Origin of the sequence: Paenibacillus sp. FSL H3-0286 (genome assembly GCF_045040705.1) — a bacterium.
Lineage (GTDB): Bacteria > Bacillota > Bacilli > Paenibacillales > Paenibacillaceae > Paenibacillus_AQ > Paenibacillus_AQ odorifer.
Map to the genome: position 1 here is coordinate 5766889 of NZ_CP150285.1, position 14786 is coordinate 5781674.

Consider the following 14786-nt stretch of genomic DNA (forward strand, 5'->3'; position numbering starts at 1 on the left):
TCTACTTATGCTAATGTTAAGCAAAAATCCCGTTCTTTAACCTCATTGCTGTTCGAACCGACGAATAATTTAAATCGTCCCGGATCGCTGCTAAAGCTTAGATCGCTATGATAGTAACGAAGCTGCTGTTCGGTAAGTGTAAAGGTCACTTCACGACTTTCCCCTGGTGAGAGGTTGATTTTGGCAAAATCCTTCAGTTCCTTCATTGGTCTGACGACCTCTCCGGAAATGTCTCGGATATACAGCTGCACTACCTCTTCCCCATCTACTTCTCCAGTATTGGTCACCGTAACTTTTATTTCAATAGGCTGATTTTCAGTCATAATTTCACCGGACAGAATTGGTTCACTATAGCTAAATGACGTATAGCTCAGTCCAAAACCAAATGGCAAAAGCGGCTCATTAGGAATATCCAGGTATTGCGAGACATAACGTTTGTCGGCACCCGGAGCATGAAGTGGGCGTCCAGTGTTGAAATGATTGTAATAGACTGGAATCTGCCCAACGGATACCGGGAAAGACATCGTTAATCTTCCTGAAGGATTCTCATCTCCATAAAGTAGACTGGCAATTGCCGCTCCGCCTTCACTGCCCGGGAACCAAGCTTCCAGAATAGCATCTGCATGCTCGTACACACCGGCCAAGTCTAGTGGACGTCCATTAAACAACACCACCACGATAGGCTTATTCAGCTGTTTCAGACGTTGTAAAAGCTCAAGCTGCGCTTCCGGCAAACGGATATCTGAACGGCTGCCCGCTTCTCCACTCATCTCTGAATGTTCACCAAGCGCCAGTACAATCACATCAGCTTGCTTAGCAGCCGCTTCCGCCTCCAGCCACTGTTCCTCTGTAAAGCTATCGACTCCAGAACCTTCTGCAACAGTAATCTTACCCGCACCTGCGCGAGCTTGAAGTGCTGGTGCAAGACGGCTTGCCTCTTCCGTTGAACCCAACCACGACCACGGTCCAAGAATATCTCCGCTTGTAGCAAACGGTCCAATTAGCGCAATCCGTTGCTCTGCAGCAAGCGGCAGAACCTGATCATTCTTGAGCAGTACGCAGGATTTAGCCGCCAACTCACGCGCCGCATTTCGATGATCTTCACAGAAGATTACCTCACGCTCTTTCTCGACGTCAGCTCCGCGGAACGGATGCTCGAACAAGCCCAATCTTTGCTTCAATTTCAAAATACGAAGCACAGCTTCATCAATAATCTTCTCATCTACTTGTCCATCTGCAACAAGCGCCGGAAGCTGATGAACGTAACAAGCCGTCATCATCTCGATGTCTACACCAGCTTTGATGGCTTTAAGTGCTGCCTCAGCCTCATCCTCAGCGACACCATGTGGGATCAGTTCCTTCACTGCACCCCAATCCGAAATCAATACGCCATCAAATCCCCATTCTTCACGAAGCAGCTGGCGAAGCAGCTTGACGTTGCCGCTTATCGGAATCCCATCAATCGTATTAAATGAAGTCATGACCATCTCTGCACCTTCATCCAGTGCTGCACGATAGGCCGGCAGATAATATTCACGCAACTGCCGTTCCGATAAATCCACCGTATTATAATCACGACCGCCTTCGGATAGACCATAGGCAGCAAAGTGCTTAATACAAGCCGCCAGACGATCTACATCACCAGTCAAGTCGCTTCCTTGAAATCCGCGCACAAACGCACGGGCAAACCTACCATTCAAATATGGATCTTCTCCTGTAGATTCCATTACTCTTCCCCAACGTGGGTCCCGTACAAGATCCGCCATTGGCGCATAAGTAACGTGCACACCGGAGACTGCCGCTTCTTTAGCCGCAATCTCGGCGCTCAGCTCTGCGCGATCCATATCCCAAGAGCAGCCAATTGCCAGCGGGACCGGAAAAATCGTCTTGAAGCCATGCACAATATCCGCCATCATCAGCAAGGGAATGCCCAATCTATTTTTGCGTAAATGGGCTTCCTGAACCGCAATGACTTGCGCTGCACCTGATAGACCAAGTACAGAGCCGCTGCTCTCGATCATGTGGTCCGTAATTCCCATGGATGCCATAGGGCCAGTGATTTGTCCTCCATCCTCTGCCCCTTCATAGAAATTAGCGGCTAGCTGCTGCAATTGTGCAATCTTTTCTTCAAGCGTCATCTGGTTCAACAAGGTAGTCAGTTGCTGCTCATTCATTTCAAATCCTCCATTGTTCAATTCTGCCGATGCCTATGAATGGAAAAACCCGTGTGCAAGAATTGCACGCGGGTCCTGTAGGTTCATTCCTACATGCATAGGGCGAAAGCTATTTTTTTAGATTGTTTAGTTCATCTAGAACCGGCTGAACGAGGGATTGTTTGCTCTTAACCCATTCTTTCCAGTTCGCCTCTAGATCGCCTGGTTTCAAAATCAGGTTAGTGTATTCTGTAGCATAGTCAAAGGAAGCCTGATTTTTAGCCTTGGAATCATACAACTGGTAGTCCCAGTCATATTCAGCCGTTGCTTTGTCTTTTAACGCAAGCTCAGCTTTTTCCTTGAACAGTTCTACAGAACGATCGCGATATTCTTTTTTGATCGCAGGGTTCACGACACTAAAGTCATCCGCCAAGACATACAGTCCTTCAAAACGGTTCGGATATTTCTTATCCAATGTTGTTCCTTCAGGGAGTAGGCTGATTAATTCGCCATTTTCGCCTTTTTTCCAGTCTGTTCCTTCAAAGCCCAAGTTAACGGTCAATTGACCTTCTTTACTTGTTGTATATTCCATGAAGTCCATAATCCGTTCAAATTTCTCTTTGCTAATATCTGGCGAGAAGATTACAGCAGACCAGAAGTTAACTTGATCAAGGTTACGATATTTACCGTCATCGCCAAGTACAATAGCTGTGTGTACTAGGTCATCACTATTTACACCTAGGTTATCTTTCATTTTAACGTCCATGTCTTTTCTGTAAGAAGCCAAACCACCTAGACTCGTAATACCGGAAACACCGTTAACTGTGAACTTTTGGCCAGATTCACCATTTTTCCAAGTATAAAACTCAGGGTGCAGTAATCCTTCTTTATAAGTAGTTTGAAGTTCTTTCAGTGCCGCTAACGTTTCATCGTTGGCTGGACCCCATTGGTATTTGCCATCTGCATCTTTATAGAATGCTGACTCTACTCTGGAATGCACGCTATTAGCCATTACAATATTAGTCAAAGCATCGTTGATGTCATAAGAAATAGGAATGAGTTTATCTCCTACCTTGCCAGGGTCTTTCTCTTTAAGCAATCTAGCAAATTCCATCAGTTCTGTAGTAGTGTAAGCATCCTTCAATTCAAAACCAACGGCTTTAGCCCAGTCAGAACGCAGAGCAATTACTCCGATTTGGTTAATGAGCGGATCTGCCGGCTTGTTCTCAAAGTATACCGGTCTTGGCAGAACATAAGTGCCACCTACCGCTTTCTCCAATTCATCGCCAAGTCCTGTCAACTTATAAGCGGCTGCCACATTCGGCCAGCGTTCTTTCCAGTCATCTGGCAGCTTGTACAGCAGCCCTTGATCAATGTAATTAAGCGCATCACCGTGAACATAGTTCCAGCTTGCTACGTCAGGAAGATCACCAGAGTTAATCCATAGGCGAAGCTTCTCAGCCCATGAATCCCATTCAATATAGTTGTAATCCCATTTAATATTGAACTTATCCGTAAAATATTTATGATACACGTTATCAAAATCAGATTCTGTTGTCTTAATGGTACTGGCTAACGAAATCTTCAACTCATCTTTATATCCATCTGTTGGATTGCCTGAATTTCCGCTATTAGCATTGTTGTCTGAGCTTGAGCATGCTGCCAACATGATTGGAGTAAGACATAAAACACCGGCAAGGATTGACTTTACAGATTTTCTTTTTAAAATATTCATTTTGTCCTCCTTAAATTGTGTGACTGACCCTCTTTTATATGGATAAATCATAAACCACTAGGTCTTGATAGCCCCTGTAAGTACCCCTTTGGCAAAGTGCTTTTGGAGCATTGGGAAGAAACACATAATAGGAACCATGGTAACGAATACTGCCGCCATTTTCATACCCATAGAGAATGATTGCTTACCCACTGCGTCAACACTTGTGGCATTCGATGCATTCACTTGGGCTTCCATAATGATAGATCGCAACACGTTCTGCAGTGGCATCTGATCCGCTTTCCGCAGGAAGATCATGGCGTCATACCATCCATTCCAGAAGGCTACTCCGTAGAACAATGTGATGGTAGCTACGATTGGAGCAGATAATGGCAGGACTACAGAGAACAGGATTCTCCATTCCCCAGCACCATCAAGTCGCGCAGATTCCATCAGGGACTCAGGCAGACTGCTAAAATAGTTCGACATCAGAATCAGGTTAAACGCACTGAAGCTTCCAGCCAGAATAACTGACCAAAGGTTGCCTGTCAGATGCAGATCCTTCATCACCAGGTACAAAGGTACAATCCCGCCATTAAAAATCATTGTGAACAGGACAAGCATAAAAATCAGCTTTTTACCCGGGAATTTATTGCGGCTAAGGCCGTAAGCCATACTTGTCGTTAAGAACAAGCTAAGCGGTAGTCCTAAGATTAAGATCTTAAAGGTATTCCAATACCCTGTCCCGATCCGCCCATCAGCAAAGAGTGCCCGATAGGATTCCAGTGTTGGGTTCTTCGGAAATAACATCATAGGGTTATCAGCGTATTCTTTTTGCGTAGAAAAAGAAATCATAATGACATTCCAGAATGGAATAAGAATGGCCAAAGCGCCTACACTCAGAATTACGAAAATCACATAATCCATAGCGGTCATTTTTTTATGGTCTTGCATAATGGTCAGCTTTTTTTTACTCATACATTTGCACTCCTTTCTTACCGGAATAAACCGTCTCCGCCCATAAGTTTGGCAGCTCTGTCTGCCAGAATCAGCAGAATCATATTAACAAGTGAACGGAACAAACTGACTGCAGTGGAGAATGAAAAGTCTGTTGAAGACTGGAACGTGATTCGGTAGATATACACATCTAGTACTTCCGAGACGTTTTTCGTTGCAGCGTTGCTCAAGTTAAAGATTTGGTCAAATCCAGATGACATCAGGCCACCGACAGAAAGGATAAACATAATCGTAATCGTCGGAAGAATGTTAGGCAGAGTAATGCGGAACATTTGCTGCAAGCGTGTAGCACCATCAATCTGTGCGGATTCATATTGGTCTGTATCAATACCAGAGATAGCGGCCATAAAGATAATGGCTCCCCAACCTGCTGATTTCCAGATATCCGTAAGATACAACATCGGAACGAACATTTTTTCAGAACCCAGGAAGTTAATGCCTGTCCCGCCAAACATTTGAATGAGGCTGTTGACCAGACCATCATAGGAAAGCACATTGATAACAACCCCGGATACTACGATCCATGACAGGAAGTTCGGAAATGTGAACACCGTCTGTAAAGCTTTTTTGTAACGATTCATGCGTAGTTCATTCAGCAGCAATGCCAATATGATTGGAAAAGGGAACTGAATAATCAGCTTACCAATGTTAATGGTTAACGTTCTCCATACGGCGTCAATAAAAGCCGGGTCACGGAACACATAGGTGAAATTCTCGAATCCGCTCCATGGGCTGCCCCAAATTCCTAAATTCGCTTTAAAATCTTTAAAAGCCAGAGATAGACCACCCATCGGCAGATAAGCGAATAGGAAAAGCCACACTAGTCCAGGAAGCACCAGAGTATAGACCATTCTGTTCTTCCAGACTTCTCTTAGGAACAGTTGGAATCTGCTGTCGTTCATTTTTTTAGCCGGTATTGCAACTTCGGATTTCAATTTGCATCTCCTCACTCTGCTTATGTCTTTTAGTTGTACAAGAAATCAAAGGTTGTCTTCAGATGTTCCTCCCAGAATCGCCATTCATGAGTTCCAGAGGTCTCAACATACTGAAATTCATAAGGGGTCGTCTCTAGGTAAGCTGCGAATTCCCGATTCATCTCCACAAACGGATCTTCCGAACCACAGCAAGTCAGAATCGAAGGCAGGTTACGTTTATCGTCGACCAATTTAGTGGCTAAAGCGTACAGATCCTGATCCGGCTTAATTTGTAAGCGTTTTCCAAAAGTACCCGCCATCTCCCTCGCCATGTCCTTGGACATTTGCGGATCGTTTAATCGTTTCTGGAGATCGGTAACTCCTGATAACGAAACCACTTTGCTGTAACGCTCGGGATAGGTAAGTCCACATTTCAGAGCGCCATACCCGCCCATCGATAAACCAGCGATATACGTCTTCTGCGGATTATCATCCAACCTCATCATTCGGCCACAAAGCTCGGGAAGCTCATGGGTCACATAGTGGAAGTAATCCAGTCCGTACTCCATGTCTGTATAGTAGCTCCTGTTTACTTGGGGCATTATGACTGTACAACCATATTGACTTGCATACTGCTCAATAGTAGTCATCCTGTGCCAAGTACTGGCGTTATCACCAGCACCATGCAGCAGGTAGAGCGTTCCTCCAGACATGTTGCCTGAATCGACGGGGGAGATAATACTGATGGTCGTTGTCATTCTCAAGGTAGGAGAGCCTGTCTCAACTGTTAATAATGCCATGAGTTATCTCCTTTTCGTTCTTATTCATTTGTTTATTTTCTTGCAAGATCCCCGCTTAACCAGTACGGATTCGAATACCATATGTTTGTTTTGCGAATCACCTGTGATCAGGTCAAACAAAATTTCAACACTGGCCTTCGCCATATCCACTCCGGGTTGGCTGATCGTATCCAGAGATGGATGATAATATTCTGCCATTTCAATCCCGTCGAATCCGATAATCGAAACATCATTTGGAATTGATAAGCCCAAGGACAATAACGCCTTAGCCGCCCCAATGGCAATCGTATCTGATGCAGCAAAAACAGCAGTGATATCTTTTTTCTTATTGAGCAGACGTTTGGTAGCTGTAAAGCCAGAGCTTGGACTATATTCACAGTCCTCTACCATTGAAGGGTCGTACTCAATTCCATGCTCCTCAAGCGCCTTGATATATCCCATAAGCCGCCGGTTACCTGTTGTATTTTGCACCAGAGGAAATCTGGCCAAAAAACAGATATTGCGATGTCCTAATGAGATTAAATAGCTGACAGCCTTATAAGATTCCTGAAGATCATCAATGATCACGCTTGAAAAAACAGCAGGATCGACTTCTTTTGTAGTCGTAATGGTAGTCAGAACAAATGGAATTTTTAATTGTTTGAATTTATCTTCGGAGTGATCATACGTTCCGCCCATAAAAATCACGCCATATAGATTTTTTTCTTTTACAAGCTGTAGAGCGATATCGATCTCGTCTACTCCATCTTCTACATGCTGGATCATTAGCGGACATCCCCGCAGGTTCACCTGGCGTTCAACTTCTTTGATCATGTCGGCAAAAAACGGGTTTGAGATCCCTTTTACCATTAGCGCTATGGTATTGGATCGCGTTTTTTTCAAGTTGCTGGCATTACCGTTTGGAATATAGTTATGTTCTCTAACAACCGCCATTACTTTAGCTCTAGTTGTATCGCTTACAACACCGCTATTATTGATTACTCTGGAGACTGTGGCGATACCCACGCCTGATAGCCTTGCAATATCTTTGATATTCATATTTACCTTGCTCCACTCCTATGATGAGTCCCCCCTTCACCCGATGAAAATCAGGTTGTGGAAACGCATGAAATGATGGGAAACGTTTCCCACGACATCATTTTGAGTCCTCAGCGCGTTTTTTCCGCTTACTTCGTCCATTATGAACAGGTAATTTTTATAAGTCAACTAAAAACACAAAAAAAATTGTGATTCATCACTTTTTATTTGGTTAAAATTACAATAAGTCTATAGTTACTAAATTAATGAATTAGAATTAATTGTAATTTATATATCAAACAATAGTTCCACTTGCTTTATTGACTTTAAAATAAGAATGGAATACCATCAATTTAGTGATTTTCATCGCAATAGCAGAAAACGTTTCCACTCATTTTTCTAGTTTTTCTTTTTGTCACTTCGCTATCCTAGCTAGGAATATCAAGAGAAAGAAGGACTCTTTTTATGTTGAACATGGCTCCATTCGCAGCTAAGGCTCGTGAACGAAACCTGAATATCTTCAATGTTCGTGTGCTTCAAAACGGAAACCTTGTGGGAAAACTGGATCTCACGGAGGATATTCGGCGCTTGCAGCATTCCGTCAGCAAGTCTTTTACTTGTATGGCAGTAGGTCTTGCCATTGATGAAGGGAAGCTGACACTGGAAACAACGCTTAGAGATGTTTTTCCGGAGTATGCCTCTCCTCTTAAACAAACGCCTCCTTCCATGCAGCCCGGAGATATAACTTTGTTCGATTTGCTGCGAATGAGTACAGGGCACGACTCCCCTCCATTTTGGGCTGAAGAGAGATTAGCCTTGAAGGATAAAAATTGGGTGCAGCATTATTTGTCTCTGACTTTAGACAGAGCTCCCGGAGAGAAATTTACATACAGCAGCGGAGATACCATTATGATCTCTGCAATGGTGCAAGCCCGCGTCGGGCAAACCGTAAAGGATTATCTGGTACCTCATTTGTTTGCACCTCTGGGCATAAACAATGTCGATTGGGAAACAACACCTCAAGGGGTAACCCTTGGCTGTGCCGGACTTCAGATTAACACGGAAGAGTTAAGCCGGTTTGGACAGCTGCTTTTACAGCAAGGAAAGTGGCAGGGCCAGCAACTAATTCCCGCAGCATGGATCGATTTTGTTACACAAAAACAGATCGACAATGATGGAAACGACGACTGGGGAGAAGGATACGGCTGTCAATTCTGGCGCTGCTCCCACGACGCTTACCGTGCCGATGGCGCTCATGGACAATTCTGTCTTGTGGTGCCGGACGCTCAAGCAGTCATTGCAATTAACAGCATGGAAGATAACATGCAGGGAATCCTGGATACCGTCTGGGAGGAAATCTGGCCGCTTCTTTAGGAGCGGTCTTTTTTTATGGCTTGAGGTTAGCGTGCGCATAATGGGTAATTTACATTCTTCCGCGATTAGTACTTAACACCGCCAAGTAACCAGCGCTGTCTCAGGCTGAGAAGGCTTGCGGACTCAGGTGACGTTATTTACTCTTTTATCGCCTTTTGAGCAACGTTTCGGACTCCAGTGCAGCTATTCCTGAGAAAGTAGCTCATTTGGGGCACGTTTGGCACCAATAGCGACGATGGAGTCCGATGACATCGCAAATCCCGCACTTTTCAGCATTTAAGGTCCTCTGTGTCCGATAGCTGCTGCGTATGTACAATATAAGTAACTAAACAGATGATAAGTAACTAAACACGCCCAAGCGTTCACACCAATAAATGCTCAAACCGTAAGTCCCCAACGCCTACAAGTAGCTCATCACACCAAGTAACCAGCAATACTTAGACTGAGAAGGCTTGCGGACTCAGATGACGTTATTTACTCTTTTATCGCCTTTTGAGCAACGTTTTGGACTCCAGCGCAGCTATTCCTGAGAAAGTGGCTCATTTGGGGCACGTTTGGCACCAATAGCGACGATGGAGTCCGATAACATCGCAAATGTGGCACTTTTCAGCATTTAAGGTCCTCTGGGTCCGATAGCTGCTGCGTATGTGCAAAATAAGTAACTCATCACACCAAGTAATCAGCACTTTCTTTCTCAGACCGAGGAGGCTCGCGGACTCAGATGACGTTATTTACTCTTTTATCGCCTTTTGAGCAACGTTTCGGACTCCACTGCAGCTATTGCTGAGAAAGTGGCTTATTTGGGGCACGTTTGGCACCAATAGCGACGATGGAGTCCGATAACATCGCAAATCCCGCACTTTTCAGCATTTAAGGTCCTCTGGGTCCGATAGTTGCTGCGTATGTACAAAATAAGTAACTCATCACACCAAGTAACCAGCACTTTCTGAGACTGAGGAGGCACGCGGACTCAGATGACGTTATTTACTCTTTTATCGCCTTTTGAGCAACGTTTCGGACTCCAGTGCAGCTATTCCTGAGAAAGTAGCTCTTTTGGGGCACGTTTGGCATCAATAGTGACGATGGAGTCCGATAACATCGCAAATGTGGCACTTTTCAGCATTTAAGATCCACTGAGTCCGATAGTTGTTGCGTATGTACAAATGTGGGCTAGATGCTGGAAGCTTGATGTTCTATGATGGTTAGTAGCTCAACACACCAAGTAACCAGCATTACTCAGACCGAGGAGGCTCGCGGACTCAGGTGACGTTATTTACTCATTTATCGCCTTTTGAGAAACGTTTCGGACTCCACAGCAGCTATTCTTGAGAAAGCGGCTCTTTTGGGGCACGTTTGGCATCAATAGTGACGATGGAGTCCGATAACATCGCAAATTCCGCATTTCTCAGCATTTAAGGTCATCTGGGTCCGATAGCTACTGCATAGGTGTAAATGTGATCTAGTCGTTCGAAGTTTAATGTTCAACGATGACTCGAATTTCAACATTTAGATCAAGAAGGAAGACAAAGGCACCCCGTGTGTGACCTCGAACTAAAACTCCCGCACGCAAAAACAGCCTTCCCAAAGGAAGGCTGTTAATTGACGTCCCGGAAGGGATTCGAACCCCTGACCGTGCGCTTAGAAGGCGCATGCTCTATCCAGCTGAGCTACCGGGACATATAAGAAATAAATACTATGTATTGACGCAACGATATTTATTATACCTTATTCAGCGGATTTTTCAAGTCAAAACAACTTAGAAAAATAATAAAAGTGTTTCCGGTGCAGCTTTTTCACACATCAGCGTAACCACAGGAAATGAAAAAAACGGCATTTCTGCCGTCCTTTTCAGCCATTCCAGTGTGCGTTTTACAAACCTTCGATATTTACTCCAGCTTTCGAAAACGCTTCTCCAGCTGCTTTTTTAAATCCCCAAAAGTGAGTAATTCTCGTTGAAACTTGGAATGCTCATCTTCTGGCGACATGAAGTTACTGCCTGTAAATGCACTCGAGGTCACATCTTGAAAAGCGTCATGCATATTGTTATCAAACCAATCGGTGGAGGTATCAGCATCATTAGTCAGAATACGGACAATCTCATATCCTTCTTCACGCCGATCCTCAACGATATACACCAAAAGCGCAGGATCACTAACAGCACCCGGCAAAACACCCACTTCTGCACAAGGCGCACCATCGTACTCCATCATTCTGCGAATTTTGGCGTCTTTAATATAATACACCTGTCATCCTTCCCTCCTGGCAAATTCCCCTCTCCCCTAGTGTTCGGATAAGGACATACATTTTATGCCTTCCTTCGGCATATATCTGTATTACTTGGCAAAAAAGTAAGGACAACAATCGCACAAAAGAGAGGATGAACCATCATGTGCGGAATAACCGGATTTATCCAGTGGCGCGGAGATCTCACTCAGCACTCGCAGCTGCTGGTCAAAATGACTGAAACTTTAGCAAACCGCGGCCCCGATGCAGCCGGAACCTGGATCTCAGGCCCCTGTGCTTTCGGTCACCGCAGACTTAGCGTTATCGATCCGGAGAACGGTGCCCAGCCCATGATCACCCGCCATGAGGAACAGGTATACGCGATTGTTTACAACGGCGAATTATATAACGCCCTCGAACTCAAACAGGAACTTAAGCAGCGAGGGCATCAATTCCGCACCCAGTGCGATACAGAAGTGCTGCTGCATTCCTATATCGAATGGGGGCCGGATTGCGCAGAGAAGCTCAATGGAATCTTTGCTTTTGCAGTATGGGACGGTCTGCGGGACCAAGTCTTTTTTGCACGTGACCGTTTAGGTGTGAAACCCCTGTTCTACAGCAAGGTTGATGATGTCCTAGTTTTTGGCTCAGAGCCTAAGGCGTTGCTGCAGCATCCCAAGGTACAACCAATCGTGGGTCCTGAAGGTCTCGCAGAAATCTTCATCATCGGTCCAGCGCGTACACCGGGTCATGGTGTTTATAAGGATATGCAAGAGCTTCGTCCAGGTCATGCTATGATCTATAGCCGTGAAGGTCTGCGCAGTTATGCCTATTGGAAGCTGGAGAGCGCAAAGCATACTGACAATGAAGCAGAGACAGCCGCTAAGGTGCGTGAACTGCTCCAAGATACACTCGAACGCCAACTGGTCTCAGACGTCCCTGTTTGCTCTCTTTTGTCGGGAGGGCTGGATTCCAGTGCGCTGACGGCACTTGCAGTGGATTACTACAACCGGAATGGTCAGGGACAAGTGGATACTTATTCCGTAGACTATGTAGATAACGACAAACATTTCAAAAGTCATACTTTCCAGCCGGGAGCAGATGGGCCGTGGATTAAACGAATGGTCGATGAATTGAATACAAACCACCACTACATCTCGTTCGATACCCCAGAGCTTGTAGAAGCGCTGGATAATGCTTTGTACACTAGGGATTTACCAGGGATGACCGATGTAGACTCTTCTTTGTACTTATTTTGCCGGGAGATTAAAAAGAACGCGACAGTAGCTATTTCCGGTGAAGCTGCGGATGAGATTTTTGGCGGATACCCTTGGTTCCACCGTGAGGAAATGCTCTCCTCAGGCACTTTTCCTTGGTCAGTTGCTCCGAAAATGCGTGCAAGTCTACTTTCCCCAGAAATTAACGAGTGGATCCGTCCACTGGAATATTTGGGTGACAGATATAGCGATGCGGTGGCTGAAGTTCCGAAGTTGGATGGAGAGACGGGAAAACAAGCACAAATGCGCGTCATGTCCTATCTGAATATCACCCGCTTCATGCCTACTCTGCTAGACCGTAAAGACCGAATGAGCATGGGCGCAGGGCTAGAGGTACGTGTTCCATATTGTGATCACCGACTCGTTCAATATGTATTTAATATTCCGTGGGAAATCAAGAATCTGGGGGGCCGTGAAAAAGGGATTTTACGTAAATCTCTTGAAGGCATTCTTCCAGACGATGTGCTCTACCGCAAAAAAAGCCCTTACCCCAAAACTCATAATCCTGCCTATTTAAATGCGGTACGAACTCAGGTATTAAACATTCTGGATGACTCCACTTCACCCCTACTTCCGCTAATTGATGCTGCCAAAATCCGTGAGATCGCCGCTTCCCCGGAATCCTCAACCAATCTGCCTTGGTTCGGCCAGCTCATGTCCGGTCCTCAGCTGTTTGCTTACCTCGCCCAAGTGGATCTCTGGCTGCGTAAATATAACGTCTCCATCCAATAAACACGTAGATAACTGAGGTAATCGACAAGCCAAACAGCAAGTCCCCGTATCCGGTGGCTTGCTGTTTGGCTTGTATTTGCAATAATTACTCTACGATCTTTAAAAGTTAAAGTTGTCCGGGTCCGGGCCAAATCGATGGTCTTTGTTCAAGCCCTCGATAGCTTTGACATCCTCATCACTAAGCGTAAAGTCAAAGAATCCCGCATTCTCCTTGATTCGATCCGCATGTACGGATTTAGGAATCGTAATGACACCTTGCTGCAAATCCCAGCGAAGTACAATTTGAGCAGGGGTCTTGCCATACTTCTCAGCCAACTCGTTTAAGAGCGGTAGATCAAGATTCCCCTGCATTAATGGACTCCATGCTTCAAGCTGAATGCCCTGTTCATTGGCATATTTCAGCAGCTCGCGCTGAGTCAACAGCGGATGGAATTCCACCTGATTCACCACAGGCACCACTCCGGTATCCTCGATGATATCTTTCAGATGATGAACCTGAAAATTGCTCACGCCGATAGATTTGATGAGGCCTTCTTTTTGCAGATGAATTAAGGCCTTCCATGTCTCACGATATTTCCCTGCCACCGGCCAGTGTATGAGATACAGATCTAGATAGTCCAGACCCAGCTTGCGCCGGCTATCCTCGAACGCTTTTAGCGTAGATTCATAACCTTGATCAGGATTCCGTACTTTAGTTGTAATAAACAACTCATCCCGGGCCACTCCACAATCACGAATAGCTTGTCCTACGCCTTCTTCGTTATTGTATCCGGCTGCCGTATCAATACTGCGATATCCTAATTCCACTGCGGTTTTGACCGCATGAATAACCTCTTCGCCATCTTTAGTCTTATACACGCCAAGACCCAGCCACGGCATGGTCACCCCGTCATTTAAAGTAGGACCACCCGAGAACGGTGCATTCAATTCACTCATCGCTTAACCCTCCAAGCTTATTGTTATTTCGTTAAACATACTTAACCTATTTATCCACTTAAGAAGCAAACGCTACCATAAAAAGTATAGCAGATGGCTTCATCATTCCCCAAATCCTTATAAAAAAACGGAGGCGTAAGCGCCCCCGCTCTTCTTTATTTCTCAATTAGTTTGAAATCATCAAAATGGAATTCAGGAGAAACAATACAGGATACCAGCGTCGGTTCTTTGCCTAACGAGCGCGCGGCCTGCCATACTCCCGCTGGAACAACCACTTGTGGCTGCTGGCCTGCAGCAATATCGAGACCCAGAATAACTTCCTGCACATCCTCAGGCTTATCTCCATTACCTCCGAGACTTAGCACGATTGGACTACCGGAATGCCACAACCAAACTTCATCGGACAATACAGTATGCCAATCAGATTGTTCGCCTTCGTGAAGTAAAAAATAAATTGAAGATGCCGAATGACGTGATCCAGAATAGCTATCGCCTAACACTTCCTGCGAAATTTCAAATTCCGAATTCCAAAGTCTTTTGTACCAACCACCCTCAACGTGAGGCTGTAATCCAAGCAGTTCAACTAGCGGTGAAATTTCTTTTTGCGTCACAGTAGCTTCTCTCCTTCA

11 protein-coding genes and 1 tRNA gene are annotated in these 14786 nt (G+C 45.2%); 2 read left to right on the forward strand and 10 right to left on the reverse strand.

Annotated features, from left to right (window positions below):
* Positions 1–5 precede the first annotated feature (5 nt).
* The 6 genes from bglX to MHB37_RS25825 all read right to left on the reverse strand — a co-directional run bounded on the left by bglX (position 6) and on the right by MHB37_RS25825 (position 7636).
* Positions 6–2174, reverse strand: coding sequence for a beta-glucosidase BglX (gene bglX, locus MHB37_RS25800; RefSeq protein WP_076129209.1), 2169 nt, complete (start codon positions 2172–2174; stop codon positions 6–8).
* Between the two features lie 109 nt (positions 2175–2283).
* Positions 2284–3888: an extracellular solute-binding protein gene (locus tag MHB37_RS25805; protein ID WP_076129208.1), complete on the reverse strand. Its 1605-nt coding sequence runs from the start codon at positions 3886–3888 to the stop codon at positions 2284–2286.
* Positions 3889–3945: 57 nt separating this feature from the next.
* Positions 3946–4845: a carbohydrate ABC transporter permease gene (locus MHB37_RS25810; protein WP_036686985.1), complete on the reverse strand. Its 900-nt coding sequence runs from the start codon at positions 4843–4845 to the stop codon at positions 3946–3948.
* Between the two features lie 17 nt (positions 4846–4862).
* A complete protein-coding gene (locus tag MHB37_RS25815; protein ID WP_036687012.1) occupies positions 4863–5786 on the reverse strand; it encodes a sugar ABC transporter permease in 924 nt (307 codons plus the stop codon).
* A 62-nt stretch (positions 5787–5848) separates the two neighbouring features.
* On the reverse strand, positions 5849–6598 hold the full coding sequence (locus tag MHB37_RS25820) for an alpha/beta hydrolase family protein (RefSeq protein ID WP_248549555.1): 750 nt from the start codon (positions 6596–6598) through the stop codon (positions 5849–5851).
* Between the two features lie 24 nt (positions 6599–6622).
* A complete protein-coding gene (locus MHB37_RS25825; RefSeq protein ID WP_076142395.1) occupies positions 6623–7636 on the reverse strand; it encodes a LacI family DNA-binding transcriptional regulator in 1014 nt (337 codons plus the stop codon).
* A gap of 444 nt (positions 7637–8080) precedes the next feature.
* Here MHB37_RS25825 and MHB37_RS25830 point away from each other — a divergent pair, with 444 nt between their 5' ends.
* Positions 8081–8989 (forward strand): serine hydrolase domain-containing protein, encoded by a 909-nt coding sequence (locus tag MHB37_RS25830; protein ID WP_405168673.1) that lies wholly within the window; start codon positions 8081–8083, stop codon positions 8987–8989.
* Between the two features lie 1603 nt (positions 8990–10592).
* Here the strand turns inward: MHB37_RS25830 and MHB37_RS25835 are convergent.
* Together MHB37_RS25835 and MHB37_RS25840 are read right to left on the reverse strand one after the other, a co-directional pair.
* A tRNA-Arg gene (locus MHB37_RS25835) sits at positions 10593–10666 on the reverse strand.
* 209 nt (positions 10667–10875) lie between these two features.
* Positions 10876–11232 carry a hypothetical protein gene (locus tag MHB37_RS25840; RefSeq protein WP_036686975.1) on the reverse strand — a complete coding sequence of 119 codons (357 nt, stop codon included), beginning with the start codon at positions 11230–11232 and terminating at the stop codon, positions 10876–10878.
* A 144-nt stretch (positions 11233–11376) separates the two neighbouring features.
* Here MHB37_RS25840 and asnB point away from each other — a divergent pair, with 144 nt between their 5' ends.
* Positions 11377–13221: an asparagine synthase (glutamine-hydrolyzing) gene (asnB, locus tag MHB37_RS25845; protein WP_076129204.1), complete on the forward strand. Its 1845-nt coding sequence runs from the start codon at positions 11377–11379 to the stop codon at positions 13219–13221.
* 99 nt (positions 13222–13320) lie between these two features.
* On the opposite strand, the gene MHB37_RS25850 is transcribed toward asnB, so the two are convergent.
* Both MHB37_RS25850 and MHB37_RS25855 read right to left on the reverse strand, forming a co-directional pair.
* A complete protein-coding gene (locus MHB37_RS25850) occupies positions 13321–14157 on the reverse strand; it encodes an aldo/keto reductase (protein WP_076146344.1) in 837 nt (278 codons plus the stop codon).
* Between the two features lie 155 nt (positions 14158–14312).
* Positions 14313–14768, reverse strand: a complete 456-nt coding sequence (locus MHB37_RS25855; protein WP_036686965.1) for a cupin domain-containing protein — start codon at positions 14766–14768, stop codon at positions 14313–14315.
* Between the last annotated feature and the right edge of the window lie 18 nt (positions 14769–14786).

Coding starts and splice junctions, on each gene's coding strand:
- bglX (WP_076129209.1), bottom strand. CDS start 2,174: ATGAATGAGCAGCAACTGACTACCTTGTTGAACCAGATGACGCTTGAA.
- MHB37_RS25805 (WP_076129208.1), bottom strand. CDS start 3,888: ATGAATATTTTAAAAAGAAAATCTGTAAAGTCAATCCTTGCCGGTGTT.
- MHB37_RS25810 (WP_036686985.1), bottom strand. CDS start 4,845: ATGAGTAAAAAAAAGCTGACCATTATGCAAGACCATAAAAAAATGACC.
- MHB37_RS25815 (WP_036687012.1), bottom strand. CDS start 5,786: ATGAACGACAGCAGATTCCAACTGTTCCTAAGAGAAGTCTGGAAGAAC.
- MHB37_RS25820 (WP_248549555.1), bottom strand. CDS start 6,598: ATGGCATTATTAACAGTTGAGACAGGCTCTCCTACCTTGAGAATGACA.
- MHB37_RS25825 (WP_076142395.1), bottom strand. CDS start 7,636: ATGAATATCAAAGATATTGCAAGGCTATCAGGCGTGGGTATCGCCACA.
- MHB37_RS25830 (WP_405168673.1), top strand. CDS start 8,081: ATGTTGAACATGGCTCCATTCGCAGCTAAGGCTCGTGAACGAAACCTG.
- asnB (WP_076129204.1), top strand. CDS start 11,377: ATGTGCGGAATAACCGGATTTATCCAGTGGCGCGGAGATCTCACTCAG.
- MHB37_RS25850 (WP_076146344.1), bottom strand. CDS start 14,157: ATGAGTGAATTGAATGCACCGTTCTCGGGTGGTCCTACTTTAAATGAC.